Below are 25,250 nucleotides of genomic sequence, written 5' to 3' on the forward strand. Positions count from 1 at the left end.
ACGGTGTGAGCGTGGCGCGCCCGGCGATACTCAAGGGGTGAGCGACGACACCGACTACGACGCGATCGTGCTGGCGGGAGGGGCGGCCCGACGGCTCGGCGGGGCGGACAAGCCCGCCCTGGCGGTCGGCGGCCGCGCCCTCCTGGACCGGGTCCTGGCCGTCTGCCGCGACGCCGCGGCCACCGTCGTCGTCGGCCCCGCCCGCCCGACCGCCCGCCCGGTGGTCCAGACCCGCGAAGACCCGCCCGGCGGTGGGCCGCTCGCCGCGCTCGACGCCGGACTGCGCCACACCACCGCCCCCACGGTGCTGGTCCTCTCCGCCGACCTGCCGTTCCTGACGGCCGCGACCGTACGCGCCCTCCTCGACGCGGCGACCGCCAGTGCCGCCTCGCCCCGGGACGGGGCGCTGTTGCGCGATGCGGACGGGCGCGACCAGCCGCTGGTGGCCGCCTACCGTTCCGTCCCGCTGCGCCGCGCCCTGGACCGGCTGCGGGTCGAACGCGGCACCCTGACCGACCTGCCGCTGCGCCCCCTGCTGTCCGCGCTGGCGCTCGCCCGGGTCCCGGACGCCTCGGCCACGGCGTCCTTCGACTGCGACACCTGGGAGGACCTCGGCACGGCGCGCGCCCGGATCAGGGAGCATGGACACGTGTTGGACGAATGGATCACCGCAGTCAAGGCCGAACTGGGCATCGACCTCGATGTCGACACGGCGGCTCTCCTCGACCTCGCGCGGGACGCGGCACACGGTGTGGCCCGCCCGGCCGCGCCGCTGACCACCTTCCTGATCGGTTACGCGGCGGGACAGCAGGGCCGCGACGTGGCGGAGTTGGCGCAGCGGGCCGCCGCCCTCGCCGAGCGCTGGGCGGCGGAAGCGGCCACCGAGGAGGCCGCGGCGGCGCGGACGACCGGCGGTGCCCCGGCGGGCGAAACGAAGCCCGCGGAATGACCGACGGGGAACACGGCGACCCGTTCGGTGACGAGTTCGCCGACGCGCTCGCGCTGGTCAACGGCACCGCGTCCACCCGCGGGCGGTCAGGGAGCACCGACCGGCCGGGCGCGTCCGGCGGGGCGCCCGCCGAGCATGCCGCCGGCTGCGTGGGACCGCCCCCGACCGGCGGCGCCCCCGGGTCCGGCCACGTCGAGGAGGACTGCTCCGCCACCTGCGGCGACGCTCGCGGCGCCGGGTCCGCCCGCCCCGCGACGCGGTCCTCCGGCCACGCCGTCACACCTTGGCGCACCGCCCGTGACCTCGCCGAACGCGCGGTGCCCGGGCCCGTGGGGCCGGGTACCGCAGAGCTCGCCGACGCGCTCGGCCGCACGCTCGCCGCTGCGCTGAAGGCCCTCACCGACCTGCCGTCGTTCGACACCTCGGCGATGGACGGCTGGGCGGTCGCCGGCCCCGGTCCCTGGCGCGTCGACCGCGCCGCCGACGACACCGGGCCCGGCCCGGACGCCGGCATCCTCGCCGGCCACGCCACCACCGCGGTGCTTCCCGACGGCCACGCGCTGCCCATCGCCACCGGCGCCCGCATCCCGACCGGCGCCACCGCGGTGCTGCGCAGCGAGCACGGCGAGGTCCTCGAACTCCCCGACGGCCGCGCCCGGCTGTACGCGCCGCGTCCGGTGCCGCCCGGCCAGGACATCCGCCCGCGCGGTCAGGAGTGCCGGTGCGGTGACCAACTCCTGCCCGCCGGCACGCTGGTGACCCCCGCGGTCCTCGGCCTGGCCGCGGCGGCCGGCTACGACGAGCTCGCCGTCCACCCCCGCCCCCGCGTCGAGGTGCTCGTCCTCGGCGACGAGTTGCTGCGCGACGGGCTCCCCGAGGGCGGTCGGATCCGCGACGCGCTCGGCCCGATGCTGGTGCCCTGGCTGCGCGCCCTGGGCGCCGAGGCGGCACCCCCGCGACACCTCGGCGATGACGCCGAAGCACTGCACGAGGCCCTCGCCGGATCCACCGCCGACCTGGTCATCACCACCGGCGGCACTGCGTCGGGCCCCGTCGACCACGTGCACCCGACCCTCCAACGGCTCGGCGCGGAGCTGCTGGTGGACGGCGTGGCGGTGCGCCCCGGCCACCCGATGCTGCTGGCCCGCCTGGCACCGCGCCGGCACCTCGTCGGTCTTCCGGGGAACCCCCTGGCCGCGGTGTCCGGTCTGCTCACGCTCGCCGAACCCCTGCTCCGCACGCTCGCCGCCCGCCATCCCGCCGCGCCGTACCGGGTGCCGCTGGCCGCCGCCGTCCCCGGGCACCCGCGCGACACCCGGCTCGTCCCGGTGGCCTACCGCGACGACGACCGGCACGGGCTGGTGGCCGGGCCGCTGCACTTCCACGGACCCGCGATGCTGCGCGGGATCGCTGCCGCGGACGCGATGGCGGTCATCCCGTCCGGCGGCGCGGAGCGCGGCACCGAGGTCGAACTCCTCGAACTTCCCTGGCCGACGGGCTGGTCGGCGGGCTGGCCGACCCCCGACACCTGCTACGACCCCGCAGCTCCCACCGGAGGCACCGCGTGAAGCTCCCGTCCCACGATGCCGCGGCGCGCGAGACCCCGGAGGACCGTTCGCACCGGGTGATACTGCCCCGCCGCAGCCCGAAGGCGCCCATACGACAGGTCGCCCGGCGGCTGCTGATGGCGCTGCTGGTGCTCGTCGCGACGGTCTTCATCGTGTGGATCGACCGCGAGGGCTACCACGACAACGCCGGTGGCCAGCTCGACCTGCTCGACTGCGTCTACTACGCCACCGTCACGCTCTCCACCACGGGTTACGGCGACATCGTCCCCTACAGCGCCAGCGCACGGCTGTTGAACATCCTCCTGGTCACACCCCTGCGCGTGCTGTTCCTGATCATCCTGGTCGGCACCACGCTGGAGGTGCTGACCGAACGCACCCGTGAGCAGTGGCAACTGAAACGCTGGAGAAACGCCTTGCGCGACCACACCGTCATCGTCGGCTTCGGAACGAAGGGCCGCTCGGCCGTGCAGACCCTGCGGGCCACGGGCCTGCCCCGGGAGCGGATCGTCATCGTCGACCCCAGCACCAAGGTCGTCGAATCGGCGGTGGCCGAGGGCTACGCGGGCGTGGTCGGCGACGCGACGCGCAGCGACGTCCTGCTGCGGGCCGAGATCCAGCGGGCGCACCAGATCGTCATCGCCACCCAGCGCGACGACACCGCGGTGCTGGTCTCCTTGACCGCACGTCAGCTCAACAAGCGGGCCAACATCGTCGCCGCCGTGCGCGAGGAGGAGAACGCGCCGCTGCTGCGGCAGTCGGGCGCGGACGCGGTGATCACCTCGGCCAGTGCGGCCGGCCGGCTCCTGGGCCTGTCGGTGCACAGCCCCAGTGCGGGTGCGGTCATGGAAGACCTGATCCAGCAGGGCAGCGGCCTGGACCTGGTGGAGCGTCCGGTGGTCAAGGCCGAGGTCGGCAAGTCCGTCCGGGAGACGAACGACCTGGTCGTCTCCGTGCTGCGCGGACACCGGCTCCTGGGCTACGACGACCCGCGGGCGAGCCCCTTGCAGACCGCGGACCGTCTGATCACCATCGTCCGCGCCGCCCCGGCGGAGGAGACCGCCGTCCCCGGGAAGCCGCCCGCCAAGCCGACGTTGCCCGGCACCGCGGTCTCCCCGATGCGCCCGGCGGACGACTGACGGACCGTGGCACGGGGCGCCGGCGACCGGTACGCGGGGCGGTGACCTGTGGCGGGGCCGCGCCCCGCCCTTTCGCCCCGTGGCCGGTCGGCGAGTAGCCTCGCGCCCATGCGAGCGATCACCATCCCCGAGCCCGGTGGCCCCGAAGCCCTCGTCTGGGCCGAAGTGCCCGATCCGCAGCCCGCCGAGGGCGAGGTCCTGATCGAGGTCGCGGCCAGCGCCGTGAACCGCGCCGACCTGCTCCAGCGCCAGGGCTTCTACGACCCGCCGCCCGGGGCCTCCCCGTACCCGGGCCTGGAGTGCTCGGGACGGATCGCGGCGGTCGGCCCCGGCGTGCACGGCTGGGCGGTCGGCGACGAGGTGTGCGCGCTGCTGTCGGGCGGCGGGTACGCCGAGAAGGTCGCCGTCCCGGCCGGTCAGGTGCTGCCGCTGCCGCCTGGCGTCGACCTCGTGACGGCCGCCGCGCTTCCCGAAGTCGCCTGCACCGTCTGGTCGAACGTCTTCATGATCGCGCACCTGCGGCCCGGCGAGACCCTGTTGGTCCACGGCGGTGCCAGCGGCATCGGCACCATGGCCATCCAACTCGCCAAGGCGGTCGGTGCGCGGGTCGCGGTCACCGCGGGCGGACCGGAGAAGCTGGCCCGTTGCGCCGAGTTGGGCGCCGACGTCCTCATCGACTACCGCGAGCAGGACTTCGTCCAGGAGATCCGCAAGGCCACCGAGGGCAAGGGCGCGGACGTCATCCTCGACATCATCGGCGCCAAGTACCTCCAGAAGAACGTCAAGGCGCTGGCCGTCGCCGGCCGGCTGGCGATCATCGGGCTACAGGGCGGGGTGAAGGCCGAGCTCAACCTCGCCGCGCTGATCGCCAAGCGCGCCGCGATCACGGGCACGGGTCTGCGGGCCCGCCCGGTCAGTGAGAAGTCCGCCATCGTCGCCGCTGTCCGGGAGCACGTCTGGCCGCTGATCGGCAACGGTCAGGTCCGCCCGATCGTGGACCGGGCCCTGCCGATGGCGGAGGCCGCCGAGGCGCACCGCATCCTGGACGCCAGCGGTCACGTCGGCAAGGTCGTCCTGACGGTCTGAGCCGGCCGCGGCCCCCGCCCCCGGGCCCTGAACGCCCCTCGCCCCTCCCCGTGCCGGCAGGTCACCCGGCCGATCTGCCCGAGATGCCGCGGTCCACCCGCTGTGTGACGCTGGGCACGTCACTCGACGGCTCGGCACGGGAGGGGCACCGTGGTCGCTCCAGGGTTCCGTACGCGCATGGCCTCCAGTCTCTTGGTGCTCGCCGCCGCCCTACCCGTCTCCCTGACAGCCGGTCCCGCGCTGGCCGCGGACCGGCAGGCCACTCCGGCCGCGCGTCCCGACGCGACGTTGGACGACTTCGCGGCGGTCCCCGTGCTGACCGGGGAGTTCTCGACGGAGCAGTACCCAGGGCGTTCTGGCGGGCTGCCGGACTTCCCCGGCGCCTACGACTTCCGCGACTTCCCGGATGCCTTCCTGGGCCTTTCCGGCGCGCTGCCGGGTTTCCCGGACCACCCCGGCGGTCCGTTCCGTCACGAACCGCGGCAACACCACCACGCCGACCCGTTCGGCCTTGGCTTCCCCTGGCGCTCGGACCCCGTGCCGGGGCTCGACGAGGGCGCCCCGGACGACTCCGCGGACGCGGATGCGGATGTCTCCGAGCCGCCCCTGCCGTCCGCCCCGCCGCATGCTCCGGCCCCCGAGCCCACACCGCCGCCGACTCATCGGCCGAAGCCGCACGAACGCACCCCCTCGGCCTCGGCGGACCCCAGCCCGCACACGAGCCCTGCGCCACGGCCGCACCCCGCACGCCCGCATGACCTGGCCGTCCCGCCCACCCCGACCCCCGATTGGCAGGCGCCCACACCCGCTCCCGAAGAGGACGGGGACTCGACCATGGCCGGCCCGGATCCGGTCGCAAGCCCCTACCCCCTCGATGCCCCGGGCGCCCGGGTCGAACGGGTCCTGCCGATGGGCGCCGGGATGGCCCTCACCGGCCTGGGGCTGGCCTTTCTCGGACTGCGACTGCGTCGCCGCTGAGGTCCCGTTTCACGTGAAACGGTCCGCGGTGCTGAGCGGTTGCTCCCCGTGGTTTCACGCTCCGTGGTTTCACGCTCCGTGGTTTCACGTGAAACAGCCGAGAATCCGTGGTTTCACGTGAAACGTACGGCCAGGGACGGGGGTGCATAACGGGCGGGTCCGACGGGCAATTCGTCGTGTCGGCAAGGGTGGATCACCTTCTGCCAGGGGCACCACCGTTCTGGACCTGTCGTACGAGAGAATGGCGGCATGGATATGCCGATGAACGAACGGTCGCAGGAGAACCAGCACGTCCTGGTCGTCGGCCCGGACGGCATGGCGCTCGGCAGCGCCGCCTCCGGTGACGGGGACGAGGGCGGGGAGCCCCGTGAGACTCCGGTGACGGACATGGTCGAGCAGCCTGCGAAGGTCATGCGCATCGGCAGCATGATCAAGCAGCTGCTGGAAGAGGTGAAGGCCGCTCCCCTCGACGAGGCGAGCCGGGTGCGCCTCAAGGAGATCCACGCCAGCTCGGTCAAGGAGCTGGAGGACGGCCTGGCCCCCGAGCTGGTCGAAGAGCTGGAGCGGCTGTCGCTGCCCTTCACCGACGAGTCGGTGCCGACCGAGGCCGAGCTGCGGATCGCCCAGGCCCAGCTGGTCGGTTGGCTGGAGGGCCTCTTCCACGGCATCCAGACCGCGCTCTTCGCCCAGCAGATGGCGGCCCGCGCCCAACTGGAGCAGATGCGTCGTGCCCTGCCGCCCGGTCTCACCGCCGAGGGCCACCTTGAGCATCCCGGTCACGATGGCGCCCGCTCGGGCCCCTACCTCTGATCGAGGCGCCCGACACCCACAACGGCCGGAGGGGCCGGCACGCAGTTCGCGTGCCGGCCCCTCCGGCTGTCAGATGCCGCTGTTCTCAGTTGTGTCCCGTCGAGATGGTCAGCTCGACGGTGTCGTTGCTGCGGGGGTCCCACCAGCTGATGGCCGCCGGAGTCTGGTCCGTGACGGTGTTCTTGCCCCAGATCGCGTCGTTCTCTTCCTTGACGATCTTGTACTTCCAGCCGGCGGCCTTGATGCACGCCTCGACCGACTCCAGGTTCTTGAACTTGAACGAGGGGAAGAGGACCTTGCCCTTCTGGCTGTAGCTCGGCGTCGGATTGGTGCACTGGCTGGCCTGGATCGTCGCCGTCTTGTCCTCGGGACGGACGCTGGCGGTGGGCGACGGGGAGAAGGCGAACGTCGGGCTGTCGCTTCCGCCGGTGCTGCTGCCGCCGGACCCTGCGCTCAAGCCGATGCCGATGGCGATCGCGGTGACCACGACCACGCCCACCACCGCCGCGACGATGATCACCCCGCTGTTGTTCTTCCGGGGGCGTGCCGGCGGCATGGCGCCCGTCACCGGCGCGGGCGGACCGGGGAACGGCGGCGGGGCCTGGAAGCCGCCGGTGAACGGCGGGGGCGTCGGGGCCGGGGCCGGGGCCGGCGTCGGGTAGGGGCTGTTCACCGGCGGCGGAGTCGAGGGGCCGAAGGCGGCCTGCGTCGGCTGGTACGGCTGCTGGACGCTCGGCGGCACCGGGGTGTGCGGGTTGCCGGAGGCGGTGGGGAACACCGCGGAGGAGACCGAGGCGCCGCTGGTGCGGGCCCGCGGGCCTTCGCTGATGATCAGTGGCGTCGCGCCGGACTGCCCGGAGCCGGCGATCCGCAGGCACTCGTCCCGCATCGCCTCGGCGGTCGGGAACCGCTCGTTGGGGTTCTTCCTCAGCGCCCGGGCCACCAGCGCGTCCACCGCCGGCGGCAGCGAGCGGTTGATGGTCGACGGGACCGGCGGTTCTTCCTGCACGTGGGCGTAGGCGATGGCCAGCGGGGAGTCCGCGTCGAACGGCAAGTGTCCGGTCAGCAGCTCGAAGAGCATGATGCCGACCGAGTACAGGTCGGAGCGGGCGTCCACGCCGCGGCCCAGGGCCTGCTCGGGCGAGAGGTACTGCGGGGTGCCGACGACCATGCCGGTCTGGGTCATCGAGGTCACGCCGGACTGCATGGCGCGGGCGATGCCGAAGTCCATGACCTTGACGACGTTGCGCTTGGTCATCATGACGTTGCCCGGCTTGATGTCCCGGTGGACCAGGCCCATCTCGTGGCTCGCCTCCAGGGCGGCGAGCACGTCGGCGGTGATTTTCAGCGCCTTTTCCGTCGGCATCGCGCCGTGCTGCGCGATGTCGGAGTCCAGCACGGAACGCAACGGCTGGCCGGCGACGTACTCCATGATGATGTACGGCACCATGCCGCCGTCGAGCTGGTCCTCGCCGGAGTCGAAGACCGAGACGATGTTGGTGTGCGTGAGCTTCGCCACGGACTGGGCCTCGCGCCGGAAGCGCTCGCGGAACGCCTGCTCGCGGCCGAGCTCGGTGTGCAGGGTCTTGATCGCGACCTCGCGGTCCAGCACGCTGTCATAGGCGAGGTGCACGGAGGCCATGCCGCCGGCGCCAAGAAGATCACGGAGCTGGTAACGTCCACCGCCGACCGAACGGCCCTCGAATTGGCCTTGAGCGCCGTCCTGGCTCATCGTTCCGCTTCCCCCTAGGCGCACTGCCCGTATGTCTAGCGATCAAAATCTAGAATTCCGCAGCCAAGTCTGCCCCAGGGCACGGACACGTCAAGCTGTGTGCCCGTTCCGTGACCAGATGTGCAAGATCCGGGCACGGTCATGAAGGGGCTCGGACTTCCGGTCACCCCTGGTGAACTTGCGACACTTGGGATGCGGAGGGTTTGATGGCCGGTCCACGACGGACCGGTGGGTGCCGCGGAACCTGTAGCGTGCTCTAGCGAAGACCGAGACCTTACCGCTGCAATGCGGATCGATTCGACGGCGAGGACCGATGGCACCGACGCAGCGCCCCCAAGGGCCGTCCGATCCTGACGCCACCGGCTCCAACGTCTCCGACGCGCCGGAGCTGTGGGGCAACGGCGGGCTGGTCGGTGACGGCCGCTACCGCCTGACGCGTCGGCTGGGCCGCGGCGGCATGGCAGAGGTGTTCGCCGCCGAGGACGTGCGCCTGGGCCGGACCGTCGCCGTGAAGCTGCTGCGCGCGGACCTCGCCGAGGACCCGGTGTCCAAGGCCCGCTTCACGCGCGAGGCGCAGTCCGTCGCCGGTCTGAACCACCACGCGGTCGTCGCCGTCTACGACTCCGGTGAGGACTTCGTCAGCGGCAACACCGTGCCGTACATCGTGATGGAGCTGGTCGAGGGCCACACCATCCGGGACCTGCTGCTCAACGCCGAGGCGCCGCCGCCGGACCAGGCACTGATCATCGTCTCCGGGGTGCTGGAGGCGCTGGCCTACAGCCACCAGCACGGCATCGTGCACCGCGACATCAAGCCCGCGAACGTGATCATCACCAACAGCGGCGCCGTGAAGGTGATGGACTTCGGCATCGCCCGCGCCCTGCACGGTGCGCAGTCGACCATGACCCAGACCGGCATGGTCATGGGCACCCCGCAGTACCTCTCCCCGGAGCAGGCGCTCGGCAAGACCGTCGACACCCGCTCCGACCTCTACGCCACCGGCTGCCTGCTGTACGAACTCCTCGCGCAGCGGCCGCCGTTCACCGGTGAGACCCCGCTCTCGGTCGTCTACCAGCACGTCCAGGACATGCCGGTGCCGCCCTCCCAGGTCGCCGACGCGGTGCCGCCGGAGCTGGACGGCCTGGTCATGCGGTCGCTGGCCAAGGACCCCGACGACCGGTTCCAGAGCGCCGAGGAGATGCGCGGTCTGGTCCAGTACTCGCTGCAGATGCTGCACGAGCAGGGCGGCCACACCGGCACCTGGAACACCGGCCCGGTCGCGCTGCACGAGGGCGGCCACACCATGGCGCTGCGCGGCGGAGCGGCCGAGACCTCCGTCATGTCGCACGCCGACGCCGGGAAGACCACGGCCCAGCCGATCCTGACGCCCGGCATGCGGGACGACGACGGCGGTTTCGAGGGCGGCTACCGCCAGGCCAAGGGCGGCCGCGGCAAGATCTGGCTGATCGCGGTGCTGGCACTGATCGCCATCGCGGTGGGCGTGGCCTTCGCGCTGCAGAACAGCAACGCCAACGAGCACAAGACCAAGACGCCGGTCACCCAGTCCCCGCAGCCGTCCCAGTCGGACGAGACCACCCAGCCGCCGACGGACGAGCCGTCCACCACGGACACCTACCCGGGCAGCACCAGCGGCGGCGGGAACCCCTACACCCACCGCCCGACCCACCAGCCGAGCACCCAGCCGTCGTCCGAGCCGACGCCGTCGAGCCAGCCGAGCTCGGAGCCGCCGACCAGCACCACCGGCGGGACGACCGACGGCGGCACCACCGACGGTGGCACCACCAACGGCGGGACGACGGACGGTGGCACCACCAACGGCGGGACGACGGACGGCGGGACCACCAACGGCGGCACGTCGAACGGCGGGACCACCAACGGCGGCACCACCAACGGCGGGACCAACAACGGCGGCACCACCAACGGTGGCACGACGCCCCTCGGTGGGGCGACCGGCGGCTGACCGGGACGGACGGACGGGCTGGCGCCGTGCGCGTCAGCCCGTGAACGCCCTTCGCACGGCGGGGAATTCGCGGGTCCACCACACGGCCAGCGCGGCCGCCGCGGGGAACTGCGGATCGGTGCGCAGGTCGCCGAGCCGGTAGCGCCAGGTCAGCATCCAGAAGTCGTTCAGCCGCTCCCACCACACCCGGTGCACGGCCGCGGCCAGCTCGTCGGCCCCGGCCCCGCACACGCTGCGGTAGGCGGCGGCGTACGCAGCGACCTTCGACAGGTCCAGCGTGCCGCAGGGACGGACGAAGAAGATCACGGCGGCGCGCACCGCCTCCTCCGCGCGCGGGTGGACGCCCAACCGGTCCCAGTCGACGATCGCGCCCGGTTCGGTCCCGCGGTAGAGCACGTTCAGCGGGTGGAAGTCGCCGTGCACCCAGCCCGCCGGGGGCTCCGCACCGGGCGCCGGCCGGCGGTGCGCCTGCCGCTCCAGGAGGGCCCGGCGCTCCAGGAGGCGGTGCTCGGCGAGCTCGTCGAAGCTGGTCCGCGGCCGGGCACCGCGGGCGAGCGCCAGCAACTCGTCGATCGTCTCGAAGGTCCGCTGCGGGTCGGCGGCGGCGTCCGTGCCCGGCGGCCGCGGCGGCGCCGGTTCGTCGGCCATCACCTGCTCCAGCGTCGTGTGGACCAGCCCGAGCAGCCCGCCGAGCCGGCGCGACTGGCCGACGGTCAGTGCCGTGCCGCTCAGGTGCCGGCCCGTCCTCCAGGGGTGCAGGGCGTAGTGGCGGCCGTCCAGGACGGTGAAGGTCCGCCCGTCCGTGCCCGTCACGGGCGGGACGACGGGCAGGCCGCACCCGGCCAGCCTGCGGGTGGCGCGGTGCTGGCGGGTGAGCGCGGCCCGGTCGCCGTCGAGGTGGTGTTTGAGGAAGTAGCGGCCGCGGGTGGTGGCGAGGAAGTAGCCGTGGTTGAGCAGGCCCTCGGCGACGGGTTCGCAGGACAGCGGTGCGCCGGCTCCGTCGTAGTGGCGCAGCAGGGATCCGAGGGTGTCGCGGTCGGGCGTGGCCGCCGACCGGACTACAGATGAGCGCAGCACGCGCCAGATGTTAGATCAACTTCGCCCAGTGGAGTGGGTGTCCCGGAAAGCCTCACAGAGGGTGTGCGTATCCGAAGACCGGGACGTCCGTGAGGTGATGCAGCGTCACGAATTCCGGCTCGATCCGCAGGAAGACCGCGTCGTACGGGACGCCGTCGGCCAACCGCGGGGTGCGGCCGAACAGTTGCCGCTCGACCGGGGTGGGTTCGATGACCCGGGCGGTGCCGGTGAACTGCACGGACCAGGTGTCGCGGGCGCCGCTGTTGACGTTGTCGGCCTCGTAGGCGACGACGCTGCCGTCCAGCGCCCGGTGGTACTCGTAGCCGCGGTGCAGGCGCAGGAGCACGCGACCGTCGACGACGACGTGCCGGGTGACGGTGGTGAAGGGGAGCGCCCGCCGGCTGGCCGACACCCGGCCGTAGGGGGTGCTGCTCAACAGCTCGATGGCGCGGAAGACGTCGGTGGGCATGGTGTCACCCTGCCCGTCCGGTGCGGCGTCGGGTAGGGGCGGCAGCCCCCGCGAGGCGGGACGTTGGTCCCTTCCGCCGGTCCCGGAACCGCCGGCTCCGGGGTCGTGGCCTTGGTGTCGTTCCTGCTCAGCGCCGTTCGGCCTGCATGCGGGCGACATAGGCGGCGGCCTGGGAACGGCGTTCCATGCCGAGCTTGGAAAGCAGGCTGGAAACGTAATTCTTGATCGTTTTCTCGGCGAGGTGGAGCCGTTCGCCGATTGCGCGATTGGTCAATCCCTCGCCGATCAAATCGAGGATCTTGCGCTCCTGCTCGGTGAGGTTCGCCAGTCGGTCGTCGCCCTTCGCGGCGTCGCCGTCGCGGAGCCGCTGTAGGACGCGGGCGGTGGCCACCGGGTCGAGCAGTGATTTCCCGGCCGCCACGTCGCGGACCGCGGAGAGGAGTTCACTGCCGCGGATGGCCTTGAGGACATAACCGGACGCACCGGCCATGATCGCATCGAACAGGGCCTCGTCGTCGGCGAACGAGGTGAGCATCAGGCACTTGATCTCTTCGTCCTGGGCGCGAATCTCGCGACAGACCTCGACGCCGCTGCCGTCCGGGAGGCGGACGTCGAGCACGGCCACGTCCGGACGCGTCGCCGGGATCCTGACCAGGGCATCCGCCGCGGTGCCGGCCTCGCCGACCACCTCGATGTCGTCCTCGACCGACAACATTTCGTGGACGCCCCGCCGGACCACTTCGTGGTCATCGAGCAGGAAAACCGTGATTTTTCCGTCTTCACGCACCTTCCTAGTCTCACACACCAACTCTTCCCGTGCTCCAGGTCACCGATATAACGTGCCGTTGTCCCGGCGGCCTGCAACGCTGTGACCAGGAGTTGTTCCCAGCCTTCGCGATTTACTTGGAAATCCAAGCAAAATCGCAGGTCAGCGCCATTTCCACTTCGGCTTTGACAATGGGTAACGTGCAATGAGCAGGCCACTCCGGGGCGCTTTGTTCCACCCGGATCCGGCCGCGTTCGCACACACCCCGTGCGCCGTATCGGATACCGGGTGAGCCGCAAACGGCCACCGGCGGACCCCGGGGGCCGGACAGACGGAGGAGCAGCACGTGACCGTGGAAGGCACTGCCGAGCGGAAAACCGCCCGCGGCGGCAGCAAGCGCACCACCGCCAAAAAGACGACGCCGGCGAAGAAGGCGACGCAGTCCAAGGCCGGGAACAGCGCCGGGCCGGACCAGGCGGAGCAGGACCAGCTCGTACAACTGCTGACCCCGGAAGGGACGCGGGTCGAGCACCCGGACTACTCGATCGACCTCTCTCCCGAGGAACTGCGCGGTCTCTACCGCGACATGGTGCTGACCCGGCGGTTCGACGCCGAGGCGACCACCCTCCAGCGCCAGGGCGAACTGGGTCTGTGGGCCTCGCTGCTGGGCCAGGAAGCCGCGCAGATCGGTTCCGGCCGCGCGCTGCGCGACGACGACTACGTCTTTCCCACCTACCGGGAGCACGGCGTGGCCTGGTGCCGCGGCGTCGACCCGACGAACCTGCTGGGGATGTTCCGCGGCGTCAACCACGGCGGCTGGGACCCCAACAGCAACAACTTCCACCTCTACACCATCGTCATCGGATCGCAGACGCTGCACGCGACCGGTTACGCGATGGGCGTGCAGAAGGACGGCGCGGATTCCGCGGTCATCGCGTATTTCGGTGACGGCGCGTCCAGCCAGGGCGACGTCGCCGAATCCTTCACCTTCTCCGCGGTCTACAACGCCCCGGTCGTCTTCTTCTGCCAGAACAACCAGTGGGCGATTTCCGAGCCCACCGAGAAGCAGACCCGCGTCCCCCTCTACCAGCGCGCCCAGGGGTACGGATTCCCCGGCGTCCGGGTGGACGGCAACGACGTGCTGGCCTGCCTGGCGGTGACCAAGGCGGCGCTGGACCGCGCGCGCACCGGCCAGGGCCCCATGCTGATCGAGGCGTTCACCTACCGCATGGGCGCCCACACCACCTCCGACGACCCGACGCGGTACCGCCCGGACGAGGAGACGCTGGCCTGGGAGGCCAAGGACCCGATCCTGCGGCTGCGGAAGTACCTGGAGGCCGAGGGCCTCGTGGACGACGCCTACCTCGCCGCGATCGACGAGGAGAGCGACGTCCTGGGCAAGCGGGTCCGCGACGTCGTACGGGCCATGCCCGACCCGGATCACCTGGCGATCTTCGAGAACGTCTATGCCGACGGGCACGCGCTCGTCGATGAGGAGCGCGCGCAGTTCGCCGCCTACCAGGCGTCGTTCGCGGACGCCGACGCCGCCGCGGAGGGGAACTGACCATGGCTGTCCACGAGAAGATCACCATCGCGAAGGCGATCAACGCGTCGCTGCGAGCCTCCATGGAGGCCGACCCCAAGGTCCTCATCATGGGCGAGGACGTCGGCAAGCTCGGCGGCGTCTTCCGGGTCACCGACGGGCTCCAGAAGGACTTCGGCGAGGACCGGGTGATCGACACCCCGCTCGCCGAGTCCGGCATCGTCGGCACCGCGATCGGCCTGGCCCTGCGCGGCTATCGACCGGTCGTGGAGATCCAGTTCGACGGCTTCGTCTTCCCCGCCTACGACCAGATCGTCACCCAGCTCGCGAAGATGCACGCGCGGGCGCTGGGCAAGGTCAAGGTGCCGGTCGTCATCCGCATCCCGTACGCGGGCGGCATCGGCGCCGTCGAGCACCACTCCGAGTCGCCCGAGGCGCTCTTCGCGCACGTCGCCGGACTCAAGATCGTCTCCCCGTCGAACTCCTCCGATGCCTACTGGATGCTCCAGCAGGCCATCGCCGGGGACGACCCGGTCATCTACTTCGAGCCCAAGCGCCGCTACCACGACAAGTCGCGCCTGGACACCGAGTCGATCCCGGACCCGCTGCACAAGGCCCGGGTGACCCGGGCCGGCTCCGACCTCACCCTGGTCGCCTACGGCCCGATGGTGAAGGTCTGCGAGGACGTCGCCAAGGTCGCGGCCGAGGAGGGCAGGTCGGTCGAGGTGGTCGACCTGCGCTCGATCTCCCCGATCGACTTCGACACCGTCCAGTCCTCGGTCGAGAAGACCGGCCGGCTGGTCGTGGTCCACGAGGCGCCCGTCTTCTTCGGCTCGGGTGCGGAGATCGCCGCCCGGATCACCGAGCGCTGCTTCTACCACCTGGAGGCACCGGTGCTGCGGGTCGGCGGTTTCCACGCCCCGTATCCGCCGTCCAGGCTGGAGGACGAGTACCTTCCGGGGCTGGACCGGGTGCTCGACGCCGTTGACCGTGCGTTGGCGTACTGAGGGCTGAGGAGAGTCGTGACCATGACTGCAGGGACCGCCGGCGCCGCGCACACGCAGCGCATCCGCGAGTTCAAGATGCCCGACGTGGGCGAGGGCCTGACCGAGGCCGAGATCCTCAAGTGGTACGTCAAGGCCGGTGACACCGTTGCCGACGGCCAGGTCGTGTGCGAGGTCGAGACCGCCAAGGCCGCCGTGGAACTGCCCATCCCCTACGACGGGGTGGTGCACGCGCTCCACTTCGACGAGGGCACCACCGTCGACGTCGGCACCGTGATCATCGCGGTCGACACCGACCCGGGCGCCGGCCCCGTCGGGGAGGCCCTCGGTGAGGCCGCGGCGCCCGCCGAGGAGGACGACGCCGAACCGCAGGGTCGGCAGGCGGTGCTGGTCGGCTACGGCGCCGCGCCGTCCTCGACCAAGCGCCGGGCGCGCAAGCAGCAGCCAGGGGTGCCGGCCCAGTCGGAGCCGGTGACCGCCGGGCTCCAGGCCGAGCTCAACGGGCACAGCGCGCCGGCGCCGGCCGCCACTCCGGCGGCCGTGCCCGTGGCGCCGGCGGCGCCCGCCGCCGTCGTTCCGGTCGCCGAGCGTCCGCTGGCCAAGCCGCCGGTCCGCAAGCTCGCCAAGGACCTCGGCATCGACCTGGCGACGGTCGTCCCGACCGGGCCGGGCGGCGTCGTCACCCGCGACGACGTCTACGCGGCCGCCGCACCGGCCGAGGCGGCGGCGCCGGCCGCCCCCGAGGTGGCCGTCCCGACGGCGGTGGCCCCGGTCGCCGCCTTCGACGCCGCGCGCGAGCGTCGGGTGCCGGTCAAGGGCGTGCGCAAGGCCACCGCCCAGGCGATGGTCGCCAGTGCCTTCACCGCGCCGCACGTCACGGAGTTCATCACCGTCGACGTGACCCGCACGATGAAGCTCGTCCAGGAGCTCAAGCAGGACCCGGATCTGGCCGGGCTGCGGGTCAATCCGCTGCTGTTGGTGGCCAAGGCGTTCCTGGTCGCCATCAAGCGGCACCCGGAGGTCAACGCCGCCTGGGACGAGGCGACTCAGGAGATCGTCTACAAGGACTACGTCAACCTCGGGATTGCCGCGGCCACTCCGCGCGGCCTTCTCGTCCCGAACATCAAGGACGCGGGGGCCAAGACGCTTCCCCAGCTCGCCTCGGAGCTGGGCGAGCTGGTGGCCACCGCCCGCGAGGGCAAGACCTCACCGGCGGCGATGTCCGGCGGTACGGTCACCATCACCAACGTCGGCGTCTTCGGCGTCGACACCGGCACTCCGATCCTCAACCCGGGGGAGTCGGCGATCCTCGCGGTCGGTGCGATCAAGCTCCAGCCGTGGGTCCACAAGGGCAAGGTCAAGCCGCGCCAGGTCACGACCCTCGCCCTCTCCTTCGACCACCGGTTGATCGACGGCGAGTTGGGCTCCAAGCTGCTCGCGGACATCGCGGCGATCCTGGAGCGGCCCAAGCGGCTGATCACCTGGGGCTGAGTTGGCCGGACTGATCGTCCTGGGCGGGAGTCCGGGACGACGGTGGGGCGGTGTTTCACGTGAAACGGTCGGTGCGTTTCACGTGAAACACCGCCCTTGGTCGTTGCTCAGCCGCGGATGAGGTCGACCACGCGGCTGAGGTGCGCCACCGGGCCGGTTGGGGCGGACGGGTCGACCGGCGCCGCGCTGCGGGCCAGTGCGGCGCCGGCCCACACGGTGGCGACGATCAGGGCCAGTGCGACGGCGTTGCGCGCACGGTGGCCGGTGTGCGTCCTGGACTGCATGGTCAACTCCCCTTGTACGGGTGCCTTATCGGTTCCGTGTCTCCATTCACCCATGGGAATGCGGCCGTTCCGTACGCGTCAGGTACGGACTCGCGTACGCCTTGAGTCGGACCGTGGGTCCCCCTCGGGTCCCCCTTTCGAGCGGGGCGGACCGCGACCGGAAAGGGTTTGCTGCCGGCCGTCCGGCTCCTTACGGTCGGCGAAATGAGCAGTCACACGGTCATTCGGCGCTATCGGGACGCGGATCAGTACGCGGTCTGCGACCTGTGGTCCAGGGCGTCGAAGCAGGCGCATCCGTTCATCGAGGGAGAAGGAGAGGGGGAGCGGGCCCGGATCCTCCGCGAGGTGCATCTCGTCCGGGCGGAGAACTGGGTCGCCGAGCGCGACGGGGTCGTCATCGGCGTGCTGGGACTCCGGTTCGGGGACGACGCCGGGGCGGAGATCGGCGGGTTGTTCGTGGCGCCGGAGGCACAGGGCGCCGGGACCGGCCGGGAGCTGGTGGAGCATGCGGCCGCGCGGTACGGCGCGCTGACCCTGGAGGTCTTCGAGGAGAACGCCCGGGCCCGGCGGTTCTCCGCCCACCTGGGCTTCACCGAGCGCGGGCGGCGGATCGACGACCGGACCGGCCACCCGCTGATCGCCGCGGAGCGGGAGGCGCCGCTGCGGTCGGTGTCGTGGCTCCACGTGCGGGACGGCCGGCTGCTGAGCGTGCGGACGCGGGGGAACGACACCTTCTACCTCCCGGGTGGCAAGTACGAACCGGGGGAGACGGCACGCGAGGCGCTCTCCCGGGAGCTCTCGGAGGAACTCGGCCTGCGCATCCCGGCCGCGGAGCTCTCCGAGGCGTTCGTCGTCCACGACGTGGCGCACGGCAAGAACGGTCGGCGGCTGCACATGACCTGCTTCACCGGCGGCCCCCAGGACATCGCGCCGGCCCCTGGCCGGGAGATCGCCGAGTACGCGTGGTTCGATCGCCACGAGTCCTCCGCGCGCTGCGCACCGGCCCACCGGCAGGTGGTGGACCGCCTGGTCGCGCAGGGGCGGATGTCGGCCTGAGGAGACGGTCGGCCGGCGCTCCGAAACGGGCCCGGCCGACCCCGCATAACGCCTCCTACCAGGGCAAATATCGCGTTGATCGTCCGCATCGCGGAATGCCGTACCGGTCGCATACTTGTTGTATCTATCCTGTGCGCATGCCATCAGCGTCCCTGTCCACCGTCCCCACGAGGGAGACCGGTCCCGTTCCCGCCAAACAGCCACCCGCTGCCGAGCGGGTTTACACCCACATCAAGGACGCCGTCCTGGAGCGCCGCTACGAGGGCGGGATGCTGCTCACCGAAGGGGAGCTCGCCGACGCGGTGGGCGTCTCCCGCACCCCGGTGCGGGAGGCGCTGCTGCGACTGGAGGTGGAAGGGCTGATCAAGCTCTACCCGAAGAAGGGCGCGCTGGTCCTTCCGGTCTCCGCGCAGGAGATCGCCGATGTCGTCGAGACCAGGCTGCTGGTGGAGAAGCACGCCGCGGCCAAGGCCGTGCCCGCCGGCGCGGCCCTGATCAACGAGTTGACCGAACTGGTCGAGACGATGCGGGAGCAGGCCGCGGCGGGCGACCTGGCCGCCGTGTCGATCACCGACCGGGCCTTCCACGCCGCCATCGTGCGCAGCGCCGGCAACCAGATCCTGGACCGGCTCTACGAGCAGCTGCGCGACCGGCAACTGCGGATGGGCGTCGCGGTGATGCACGCCCACCCCGACCGGATCGCCAAGAACATCACCGAGCACACCGAGATCCTGGAGGCCCTGCGGGCCGGCGACGCCGAAGCCGCCACCGACGCCGTACAGCGGCACGTCAGCTGGGTCCGCAACCTCGCGCAGGGGAACGAGCGATGAGCGGGCGTACCGACGGTGCTGCCGGCAGCGACAGTTCCACCGGTGGTGGCATAGGCGGCATAGGCGGGGGCGGCGTCCGGCTGCTTCCCTCGGACCCGCCCGGCGGCCGGAAGGCCGTGGCCGTATGGGGCATCGGCGTCGCCGTCTACTTCGTCGCGATCACCTACCGCACCAGCCTCGGCGTGGCCGGCCTGGACGCCGCCCACCGTTTCCACATCAACGCCTCCGCGCTGTCCACCTTCTCGATCCTTCAGCTGCTGGTCTACGCGGGCATGCAGATACCCGTCGGCCTGCTGGTCGACCGGCTGGGCGCGAAGAAGGTCCTGACCATCGGCGTGGTGCTCTACACCGCGGGCCAGTTCGGCTTCGCGTTCTCGGACTCGTACGGCATGGCGCTCGGCTCGCGGGCGCTGCTGGGCTGCGGTGACGCGATGACCTTCATCAGCGTGCTGCGGCTCGGCTCCCGCTGGTTCCCGGCCCGTCGCGGCCCGATGATCGCGCAGATCGCCGCCCTGGTCGGCATGGCGGGCAACCTGATCTCCACCCTCGTCCTGGCCCGCCTGCTGCACACCTTCGGCTGGACGACGACCTTCGCCGCCAGCGCCCTGGGCGGCATCGTCGTGCTGGCCCTGCTGCTGCTCTTCCTCAAGGACCACCCCGAGGGCTTCGCCCCGCCGCCGGCGTCCCGCGAGCACAGCGGCGCCGCGTTCGTCCGCGGCCAGATCGCGGCCGCCTGGCGCGAGCCCGGCACCCGGCTGGGCATGTGGGTGCACTTCACCACCCAGTTCCCGGCGATGGTCTTCCTGCTGCTGTGGGGCCTGCCGTTCCTCGTGGAGGCGCAGGGCCTCTCCCGCGGCACGGCCGGTGAACTGCTGACCCTCGTGGTGCTCTCCAACATGGCCGTCGGCCTGGTCTACGGCCAGGTCATCGCGCGCCACCACGCGGCGCGGATGCCGCTGGCGCTGGGCACCGTCGCGGCCACCGCCCTGCTGTGGGCGCTCACCCTGTGCTGGCCGGCCGCGCACGCGCCCATGGCGCTGCTGGTCGTGCTCTGTACGGTGCTGGGTGCCTGTGGCCCCGCGTCGATGATCGGTTTCGACTTCGCCCGGCCGGCGAATCCGCCGGAGCGCCAGGGCACCGCGTCCGGCATCGTCAACATGGGCGGCTTCACCGCCTCGATGACCACGCTGCTCGCGGTCGGCGTCCTGCTCGACGCCACCGGCGACAACTACCGGATCGCCTTCGCCTCGGTCTTCGTCCTGGAGGCGCTCGGCATCTCGCAGATCCTCCGGCTGCGTCGGCGTGCGGCACGGCGCGAACGGGAACGGTTGGTGGTCAGCAGGGTCGAGGCCGTTCACGTCCCGGCCTGAGGACGGTCGCCGGTCTCCCCGGCTGACACCTCGTCCGGGCCGCCCGCCCCCCTTCCCGTCCTCGTCGTCGGCATCCCCGTCCACCACCTCCCGGTGGCGGGGGTGCTGCAACGCCCGGTGCTCCTTCAGCCGGCCGTGCCGGAACTGGTGCAGCGTGCCGGCCACCGGACCGAGCGGGCGAGGACGAAGAGCAACACGGTCAGGCTCAACAGCGCGTCAGAGCTCGTGCCAGGGGCTGGCCTCGAACACGGCCAGGGTCGTCTTCCCTGCGCCCGGTGCGCCGAGCAGCACCATGCGTGGGGTGCCCATCTCCCTTAATCGGTCCGGGAGTTGCCGGAGGGATCGGTGGAGAGCGTTGTTTCACGTGAAACGGCAAATCCCTTGCGGATCGCCCAGTCGACGGGCAGCGGTGTGGGCAGATGGAGGCCGCGCTTACGGGTTTCCTCGCGCCACTGCTTGTGCACTGCCTGCTTCAGCGCTTCTGCCGCGGAACCGGTCGGGGTGGGCGTGACTGCCTGCGGCGGGTGGATGGTGACGGTGTGGCCTTGGTGGACGCTGTCCGCCGCGATGTGCTGCGCGGTGTTCCACATCCCGCCGCTCCCCCGGCCCTCTTCGGCCCCGGGTCGGCCGTCCCCCGCCTTCACCGCTCCCTCCACCACGTCGCGCCCCTCGCAGCCGAAGCCTGCCGAGCCACGCTGCCCCAGCGAGCCCAGCGGCCCCTGAGTTCCTCGTGGGACGCCCCGCCCGGGTCACTGGTTCCCCTCGGGAGTGCCTGAGCGGCCCGGGCGTTACGGCGTGACGGCGAAGTTGTCGAGGATGGCGTGGGCGAGGTCCTGGTCGCCGTCGATCTTGATCTGCTCGACCAGGGTCGCCGGCCGGACCCGTCCGCACGCCAGTTGGTGGAAGGCGTCCCAGTCCATGGTCAGCGTCACCGTCGGACCGAGCGAGACGCTGCCGTCGATGGTGGCCTTCCCCTCGGCGTCGACCCGGACGGTCCGCATGAACTCCACCGGACCGCTGATGTCGAAGACCACCGTCGAACGGGCCGGCGCCTTGGCCCGTTTGGTGACGATCCCGGGCAGCGCCCGCACCAGCAGGTCGCGGGCCACCAGCGCACCCGCCGAGTCGAGGTTGCCGGGCTTGCCGAACACCCGGCGGAGGTCCTGCTCGTGCGCCCAGACATCGAACGCCCGCTGCTCCAGGACGATTTCCAGGGTGCGCTCCTCGCCGAGCGGGCTGCGCACCACGGTGTCCGGCTGACGGGTCTCGTTCCGCAACTGCCGAGAGCGCCGGATGATGGTGTATTCGAGCTCGCTGAGCATCTCCGGCGCGGTGTGGTGCCGGCGGACGTCCACCTGGACCTCCATCCGGCGGGCCGACTCGCTGCGCACGTGGTACAGGTCGCGGGGCAGCGTGTGGATCGGCCGGGGGTCGCCCAACATCTCGCATTCCAGGCCGATGACGTGGGAGACGATGTCGCGCACGGACCAACCTGGCAGGTCCGTCGCCCTGTTCCACTCGCCTTCGACGAGCGGCGTCACCAGCTCGGTTATCGCTTCTATGGAGTGCGTCCAGGCATCGATGGAGGACTGAAGGCTGGGATGGACGGTCACGGGACCCCTCGAACGGTTCGTACGCGGGCTGCTGTCTGGCAGTTAAGTTACGCTGCGCACGGGCACCCCGGCAGTGCTTTCGGGTGACCATCGTAGGCGGATGTTTGACGGTCGGGCCGTTCGAAAGCGTTGCCGGTGGTACTGTGCGCGATTCGCCGCTCCCGATTGGTGCGGAGTCGGCGCGACCGGTCAATTACCGCCCGGTAAGAGGGTTTTGGCCGGTACGTCCGGCGCGTCCTCAGTCGTCCTCCCGCTCCCGCTCGGCCATCCGGATCACGGAGACCGCGACGGCGATCAGCAGCGCCGGGTCCGCGTCCTCCCGCACGACGTTGACCGCGTAGGTGTCACGGACGGTCAGCCACCGCCGTGAGATCTCGGCGAGCAGTTCGCCGTCGTACTCGACCGCGAACTCCCGGTCGAGGATCTTGCCGCTCACGTCCAGCTCGGTGCCGTCGACCAGCTCGACGCGGAAGTGATGGCGCAGCAACGAAAGGCGCTTGCGCTTGATGGTGGCCAACGGCTCGTCGTCCCGCTCGATGGTCATCGCGTCGCGCAGGCTGAACATCTTCTTGCGGATGGTGATCAGGACCCGCCGCTCGGTGTCCTTGAGCTCGAAGGTCTCCCGCAGCCGAAGCGCCTTCCCGTCCACGAGGAACGCGTGCCGTCCGTGATCGTCGTCGACCCAGTAGTCATCGCCGATGCCGAAGATCCGGTCGTGCACGAAGTACTTGCGGGAGCGAGGGTGGTGCGCCTCGTGGGATTGCAGCATGGGTGACGTGTTCCCCGTGGCCCCTGCGGAATGCCTGGACACCGGAGTGACGTTGAATGTCCACATGGCTTCACGTGCGCGCGTCCGGGCCCCCGAGCTGATCGGCAAGGGCGGCTGGCTCAACACCGGCGGAAACGACCTCACCCTCACTGACCTGCGAGGGCGCATTGTCATCCTCGATTTCTGGACGTTCTGCTGTGTGAACTGCCTGCACGTCCTGGACGAGCTGCGGGAGCTGGAGGAGCGCCACCGCGACTCGGTCGTGATCATCGGTGTGCACTCCCCGAAGTTCGTGCATGAGGCCGACCACCAGGCCGTCGTCGACGCCGTCGAGCGGTACGGCGTCGAGCACCCCGTCCTCGACGACCCCGAGCTCGCGACCTGGAAGCAGTACGCGGTGCGGGCCTGGCCGACGCTGGTGGTGATCGACCCCGAGGGCTACGTCGTGGCCCAGCACGCGGGCGAGGGCCATGCGCACGCCATCGAGACGCTCGTCGAGGAGCTGATCGCCGAGCACGGCGCCAAGGGCACGCTGCGGCGCGGGGACGGCCCCTACGTGCCGCCGGAGCCGGTCGCCACCGACCTCCGTTTCCCCGGCAAGGCCGTGCGGCTGCCCGGCGGCACCTTCCTGGTCTCCGACACCACCCGGCACCAACTGGTCGAGCTGGCCGCCGACGGCGAAGAGGTGCTGCGCCGGATCGGGAGCGGGGAGCGCGGGCTGGGCCCGGACTCCTTCAACGAGCCGCAGGGACTGGCGCTGCTGCCCGACGGCACGGTCGCCGTCGCGGACACCGTCAACCACGCGGTCCGGGTCTTCGACCCCGCTACCGGCACGCTGGAGACGGTGGCCGGTACCGGCAAGCAGTGGTGGCAGGGCTCGCCGACCGCGGGCGCGGCCCGCGAGGTGGACCTCTCCTCGCCGTGGGACCTCGCCTGGTGGCAGGACCGGCTGTGGATCGCGATGGCCGGCGTCCACCAGATCTGGGCCTACGACCCGGCCGACGGCACGGTGGCGGTGGCGGCCGGCACCACCAACGAGGGCCTGGTGGACGGTCCCGCGGCGGAGGCGTGGTTCGCCCAGCCCTCCGGGCTCGCGGCGGCCGGCGACCGGCTGTGGATCGCCGACTCGGAGACCAGCGCGGTGCGCTGGATCGAGCGGGCGGCCGACGACGCCGCGGACGGTTACGTGGTCCGCACGGCCGTCGGCACCGGCCTCTTCGACTTCGGGCACCGGGACGGCGCCGCCGAGCAGGCCCTGCTCCAGCACCCGCTGGGCGTCACCGCGCTCCCCGACGGTTCGGTCGCCGTCGCGGACACCTACAACCACGCGCTGCGCCGCTACGACCCGGCCAGCGGTGAGGTGACCACCCTCGCCACCGATCTGCGGGAGCCCTCCGCGGCGGTCCTCGCCGACGACGACATCGTGGTGGTGGAGTCCGCGCGGCACCGGCTGACCCGGCTCCGGCTCCCCGAGGAGGCGGTGCGCGTCGAGTCGGTGGCCCACCGCACCCAGCGGGCCGCGACCGACATCGCCCCCGGCACCCTGCGGCTCGATGTGGTCTTCCAGGCCCCGGCCGGCCAGAAGCTCGACACCCGCTACGGTCCCTCCACGCGGCTGCTGGTCAGTGCCACGCCGCCGGAGCTGCTCGCCGACGGGGCGGGTGCGGGCAAGGACCTGGCGCGGGACCTGGTCCTCGCGGACGGCGTGAGCGAGGGCGTGCTGCACGTCTCGGCGATGGCCGCGTCCTGCGACGACGCCCCGGACGTCGAGTACCCGGCCTGTCACGTGCACCAGCAGGACTGGGGCGTGCCGGTCCGGATCACCGGGGACGGCACGGCCCGGCTGGGCCTCGTGCTGGCGGGGCTGGACGCGGAGTAGCTCCGACCCCCAGGCCGGCCCCCAGCCGAGGCTACGTGTGCCGGCCTGGGGGTCGGCGGCCGCGGGACGTCACCCGACGCCGGCCTCCAGCTTGGCCGCGGAGAGGGTGCTGTACCAGTTGGTGACCTTGCTCTGGCCGACGGAGACCGTCGTGTACTTCTCGGCGAAGTTGTACGTCACGGGCGGGCCGGTGGTCCGGGAATCCTCCGAGCGGCCCATGAACTGGACGGCCACGTCCTTCTGCTTCGTGCCCAGGGCGGCGGCGCTGGTGGTCGGGATGACCGCGTAGGCGGTGGAGTGCGGCCGCAGGGTCACCAGGTGGCCCGAGTCGGGCTTCACCCTCGGCAGCGGCGTCTTCGCCTGGTTGAACGACAGCAGCGGTGCGTTGTACAGCGTGCAGCTCAGCGAGCCGGAGGAGTTCCGGTACCGCACGGTCACATACCCCTTGGGCCCCGTCACCTGGCCGAACTGGAGCCGGGCAGTGGTGAGGTAGCAGTTCGACACGTGACGGTTGGCCGCCGCGCCGGCGCCGGCCCCTGCCGCGGCGGCGCCACCGCCGATGATCTTGCGCTTCTTGCTCTTGGAGGACGAGCTCGTCTTCGACTTCGAGGAGCTGCTGTTGCAGCCGGTCAGCGCGAGCGAGCCGGCCAGGCCGAGGGCCAGCGCGGCGTACACGGCGGAGCGGCGACGGGTGCGGCGTGCGGTCATGGAAGGTCCCCCGGTGAGGTACTGCGGACGGCGAGGCGGCTATGTCATGGCACGGCCACGATAGCGACTGCCCCTCGAAGGGCCGGGGCGGGTGCGTTCCGCCCGGCCTCCGGCTGCTCTTTCCCCGGTGTGGACGGCTCAACCCGGGCGC

Annotated in this window: 23 protein-coding genes; 14 read left to right on the forward strand and 9 right to left on the reverse strand. The window is 71.7% G+C overall.

Going from position 1 to position 25,250, the window contains the following annotated elements; all coding sequences use genetic code 11:
• Nucleotides 1-37: 37 nt before the first annotated feature.
• The 6 genes from ACJ6WD_RS06725 to ACJ6WD_RS06750 all read left to right on the forward strand — a co-directional run bounded on the left by ACJ6WD_RS06725 (nt 38) and on the right by ACJ6WD_RS06750 (nt 6,527).
• Complete coding sequence (locus ACJ6WD_RS06725) at nt 38-949, forward strand: NTP transferase domain-containing protein (protein ID WP_233657209.1); 912 nt, start codon at nt 38-40, stop codon at nt 947-949.
• Nucleotides 946-2,517 (forward strand): molybdopterin molybdotransferase MoeA, encoded by a 1,572-nt coding sequence (locus tag ACJ6WD_RS06730; protein WP_407615292.1) that lies wholly within the window; start codon nt 946-948, stop codon nt 2,515-2,517. Before ACJ6WD_RS06725 ends, ACJ6WD_RS06730 begins: the two co-directional genes overlap by 4 nt.
• Nucleotides 2,514-3,653, forward strand: a complete 1,140-nt coding sequence (locus ACJ6WD_RS06735; RefSeq protein WP_233657207.1) for a TrkA family potassium uptake protein — start codon at nt 2,514-2,516, stop codon at nt 3,651-3,653. Before ACJ6WD_RS06730 ends, ACJ6WD_RS06735 begins: the two co-directional genes overlap by 4 nt.
• Before the next feature lie 108 nt (nt 3,654-3,761).
• Nucleotides 3,762-4,739, forward strand: coding sequence for an NAD(P)H-quinone oxidoreductase (locus tag ACJ6WD_RS06740; RefSeq protein ID WP_233657206.1), 978 nt, complete (start codon nt 3,762-3,764; stop codon nt 4,737-4,739).
• A gap of 177 nt (nt 4,740-4,916) precedes the next feature.
• On the forward strand, nt 4,917-5,717 hold the full coding sequence (locus tag ACJ6WD_RS06745; protein WP_407615293.1) for a hypothetical protein: 801 nt from the start codon (nt 4,917-4,919) through the stop codon (nt 5,715-5,717).
• 249 nt (nt 5,718-5,966) lie between these two features.
• Entirely contained in the window at nt 5,967-6,527 is a 561-nt protein-coding gene (locus ACJ6WD_RS06750; protein WP_308401734.1) for a bacterial proteasome activator family protein, read from the forward strand.
• Between the two features lie 85 nt (nt 6,528-6,612).
• Here ACJ6WD_RS06750 and ACJ6WD_RS06755 read toward each other — a convergent pair whose 3' ends face one another.
• Nucleotides 6,613-8,259: a protein kinase domain-containing protein gene (locus ACJ6WD_RS06755; protein ID WP_376559119.1), complete on the reverse strand. Its 1,647-nt coding sequence runs from the start codon at nt 8,257-8,259 to the stop codon at nt 6,613-6,615.
• Between the two features lie 313 nt (nt 8,260-8,572).
• On the opposite strand from ACJ6WD_RS06755, the gene ACJ6WD_RS06760 reads away from it, so the two are divergent.
• Nucleotides 8,573-10,240, forward strand: a complete 1,668-nt coding sequence (locus ACJ6WD_RS06760) for a protein kinase domain-containing protein (protein ID WP_366407643.1) — start codon at nt 8,573-8,575, stop codon at nt 10,238-10,240.
• Nucleotides 10,241-10,273: 33 nt separating this feature from the next.
• Here ACJ6WD_RS06760 and ACJ6WD_RS06765 read toward each other — a convergent pair whose 3' ends face one another.
• The 3 genes from ACJ6WD_RS06765 to ACJ6WD_RS06775 form a co-directional block, all read right to left on the reverse strand.
• Complete coding sequence (locus ACJ6WD_RS06765; RefSeq protein ID WP_407615294.1) at nt 10,274-11,317, reverse strand: phosphotransferase; 1,044 nt, start codon at nt 11,315-11,317, stop codon at nt 10,274-10,276.
• A gap of 52 nt (nt 11,318-11,369) precedes the next feature.
• Entirely contained in the window at nt 11,370-11,786 is a 417-nt protein-coding gene (locus ACJ6WD_RS06770) for a pyridoxamine 5'-phosphate oxidase family protein (RefSeq protein ID WP_233657201.1), read from the reverse strand.
• Nucleotides 11,787-11,913: 127 nt separating this feature from the next.
• Nucleotides 11,914-12,573: a response regulator transcription factor gene (locus tag ACJ6WD_RS06775; RefSeq protein WP_233657200.1), complete on the reverse strand. Its 660-nt coding sequence runs from the start codon at nt 12,571-12,573 to the stop codon at nt 11,914-11,916.
• Between the two features lie 325 nt (nt 12,574-12,898).
• Here ACJ6WD_RS06775 and pdhA point away from each other — a divergent pair, with 325 nt between their 5' ends.
• From pdhA to ACJ6WD_RS06790, 3 genes are read left to right on the forward strand one after another with little or no spacing between them, the layout of a single operon-like run.
• Nucleotides 12,899-14,116 carry a pyruvate dehydrogenase (acetyl-transferring) E1 component subunit alpha gene (gene pdhA, locus ACJ6WD_RS06780; protein ID WP_233657199.1) on the forward strand — a complete coding sequence of 406 codons (1,218 nt, stop codon included), beginning with the start codon at nt 12,899-12,901 and terminating at the stop codon, nt 14,114-14,116.
• A 2-nt stretch (nt 14,117-14,118) separates the two neighbouring features.
• Complete coding sequence (locus tag ACJ6WD_RS06785; RefSeq protein WP_376445164.1) at nt 14,119-15,102, forward strand: alpha-ketoacid dehydrogenase subunit beta; 984 nt, start codon at nt 14,119-14,121, stop codon at nt 15,100-15,102.
• 21 nt (nt 15,103-15,123) lie between these two features.
• Nucleotides 15,124-16,590, forward strand: a complete 1,467-nt coding sequence (locus tag ACJ6WD_RS06790) for a dihydrolipoamide acetyltransferase family protein (protein ID WP_407615295.1) — start codon at nt 15,124-15,126, stop codon at nt 16,588-16,590.
• Nucleotides 16,591-16,697: 107 nt separating this feature from the next.
• On the opposite strand, the gene ACJ6WD_RS06795 is transcribed toward ACJ6WD_RS06790, so the two are convergent.
• On the reverse strand, nt 16,698-16,874 hold the full coding sequence (locus ACJ6WD_RS06795) for a hypothetical protein (RefSeq protein ID WP_165479645.1): 177 nt from the start codon (nt 16,872-16,874) through the stop codon (nt 16,698-16,700).
• Between the two features lie 204 nt (nt 16,875-17,078).
• Between ACJ6WD_RS06795 and ACJ6WD_RS06800 the strand changes: the two genes are divergently transcribed.
• The 3 genes from ACJ6WD_RS06800 to ACJ6WD_RS06810 all read left to right on the forward strand — a co-directional run bounded on the left by ACJ6WD_RS06800 (nt 17,079) and on the right by ACJ6WD_RS06810 (nt 20,130).
• Nucleotides 17,079-17,930 (forward strand): GNAT family N-acetyltransferase, encoded by an 852-nt coding sequence (locus ACJ6WD_RS06800; protein WP_407615296.1) that lies wholly within the window; start codon nt 17,079-17,081, stop codon nt 17,928-17,930.
• A gap of 137 nt (nt 17,931-18,067) precedes the next feature.
• Nucleotides 18,068-18,760 carry a GntR family transcriptional regulator gene (locus tag ACJ6WD_RS06805; protein WP_233657195.1) on the forward strand — a complete coding sequence of 231 codons (693 nt, stop codon included), beginning with the start codon at nt 18,068-18,070 and terminating at the stop codon, nt 18,758-18,760.
• Nucleotides 18,761-18,876: 116 nt separating this feature from the next.
• Nucleotides 18,877-20,130 carry a nitrate/nitrite transporter gene (locus ACJ6WD_RS06810; RefSeq protein ID WP_374206784.1) on the forward strand — a complete coding sequence of 418 codons (1,254 nt, stop codon included), beginning with the start codon at nt 18,877-18,879 and terminating at the stop codon, nt 20,128-20,130.
• A 314-nt stretch (nt 20,131-20,444) separates the two neighbouring features.
• Here ACJ6WD_RS06810 and ACJ6WD_RS06815 read toward each other — a convergent pair whose 3' ends face one another.
• The 3 genes from ACJ6WD_RS06815 to ACJ6WD_RS06825 all read right to left on the reverse strand — a co-directional run bounded on the left by ACJ6WD_RS06815 (nt 20,445) and on the right by ACJ6WD_RS06825 (nt 22,512).
• Nucleotides 20,445-20,720: a hypothetical protein gene (locus ACJ6WD_RS06815; protein WP_407615297.1), complete on the reverse strand. Its 276-nt coding sequence runs from the start codon at nt 20,718-20,720 to the stop codon at nt 20,445-20,447.
• Between the two features lie 198 nt (nt 20,721-20,918).
• Nucleotides 20,919-21,743, reverse strand: coding sequence for a maleylpyruvate isomerase family mycothiol-dependent enzyme (locus tag ACJ6WD_RS06820; protein WP_407615298.1), 825 nt, complete (start codon nt 21,741-21,743; stop codon nt 20,919-20,921).
• Between the two features lie 238 nt (nt 21,744-21,981).
• Complete coding sequence (locus ACJ6WD_RS06825) at nt 21,982-22,512, reverse strand: LURP-one-related/scramblase family protein (protein WP_016571790.1); 531 nt, start codon at nt 22,510-22,512, stop codon at nt 21,982-21,984.
• Between the two features lie 64 nt (nt 22,513-22,576).
• Here ACJ6WD_RS06825 and ACJ6WD_RS06830 point away from each other — a divergent pair, with 64 nt between their 5' ends.
• The gene (locus tag ACJ6WD_RS06830; RefSeq protein WP_407615299.1) at nt 22,577-24,391 is read left to right on the forward strand and encodes an NHL domain-containing thioredoxin family protein; all 1,815 of its coding nucleotides are present in this window, start codon (nt 22,577-22,579) and stop codon (nt 24,389-24,391) included.
• A 69-nt stretch (nt 24,392-24,460) separates the two neighbouring features.
• Here ACJ6WD_RS06830 and ACJ6WD_RS06835 read toward each other — a convergent pair whose 3' ends face one another.
• Nucleotides 24,461-25,099 (reverse strand): DUF4232 domain-containing protein, encoded by a 639-nt coding sequence (locus tag ACJ6WD_RS06835; protein WP_038520379.1) that lies wholly within the window; start codon nt 25,097-25,099, stop codon nt 24,461-24,463.
• Nucleotides 25,100-25,250: the final 151 nt, after the last annotated feature.

The sequence above is a fragment of the Streptomyces sp. VTCC 41912 genome, assembly GCF_045799175.1.
In the GTDB taxonomy this organism is placed as follows: Bacteria; Actinomycetota; Actinomycetes; order Streptomycetales; family Streptomycetaceae; genus Streptomyces; species Streptomyces albulus_C.

Excerpts from the sequence above, each read along its gene's own strand:
- ACJ6WD_RS06830 (WP_407615299.1), top strand. The coding sequence starts at position 22,577 with ATGGCTTCACGTGCGCGCGTCCGGGCCCCCGAGCTGATCGGCAAGGGC.
- ACJ6WD_RS06770 (WP_233657201.1), bottom strand. The coding sequence starts at position 11,786 with ATGCCCACCGACGTCTTCCGCGCCATCGAGCTGTTGAGCAGCACCCCC.
- ACJ6WD_RS06740 (WP_233657206.1), top strand. The coding sequence starts at position 3,762 with ATGCGAGCGATCACCATCCCCGAGCCCGGTGGCCCCGAAGCCCTCGTC.
- ACJ6WD_RS06805 (WP_233657195.1), top strand. The coding sequence starts at position 18,068 with ATGCCATCAGCGTCCCTGTCCACCGTCCCCACGAGGGAGACCGGTCCC.
- ACJ6WD_RS06815 (WP_407615297.1), bottom strand. The coding sequence starts at position 20,720 with ATGTGGAACACCGCGCAGCACATCGCGGCGGACAGCGTCCACCAAGGC.
- ACJ6WD_RS06795 (WP_165479645.1), bottom strand. The coding sequence starts at position 16,874 with ATGCAGTCCAGGACGCACACCGGCCACCGTGCGCGCAACGCCGTCGCA.
- ACJ6WD_RS06835 (WP_038520379.1), bottom strand. The coding sequence starts at position 25,099 with ATGACCGCACGCCGCACCCGTCGCCGCTCCGCCGTGTACGCCGCGCTG.
- ACJ6WD_RS06750 (WP_308401734.1), top strand. The coding sequence starts at position 5,967 with ATGGATATGCCGATGAACGAACGGTCGCAGGAGAACCAGCACGTCCTG.
- ACJ6WD_RS06800 (WP_407615296.1), top strand. The coding sequence starts at position 17,079 with ATGAGCAGTCACACGGTCATTCGGCGCTATCGGGACGCGGATCAGTAC.
- ACJ6WD_RS06745 (WP_407615293.1), top strand. The coding sequence starts at position 4,917 with ATGGCCTCCAGTCTCTTGGTGCTCGCCGCCGCCCTACCCGTCTCCCTG.
- ACJ6WD_RS06755 (WP_376559119.1), bottom strand. The coding sequence starts at position 8,259 with ATGAGCCAGGACGGCGCTCAAGGCCAATTCGAGGGCCGTTCGGTCGGC.
- ACJ6WD_RS06790 (WP_407615295.1), top strand. The coding sequence starts at position 15,124 with ATGACTGCAGGGACCGCCGGCGCCGCGCACACGCAGCGCATCCGCGAG.
- ACJ6WD_RS06760 (WP_366407643.1), top strand. The coding sequence starts at position 8,573 with ATGGCACCGACGCAGCGCCCCCAAGGGCCGTCCGATCCTGACGCCACC.
- ACJ6WD_RS06785 (WP_376445164.1), top strand. The coding sequence starts at position 14,119 with ATGGCTGTCCACGAGAAGATCACCATCGCGAAGGCGATCAACGCGTCG.
- ACJ6WD_RS06730 (WP_407615292.1), top strand. The coding sequence starts at position 946 with ATGACCGACGGGGAACACGGCGACCCGTTCGGTGACGAGTTCGCCGAC.
- ACJ6WD_RS06825 (WP_016571790.1), bottom strand. The coding sequence starts at position 22,512 with ATGCTGCAATCCCACGAGGCGCACCACCCTCGCTCCCGCAAGTACTTC.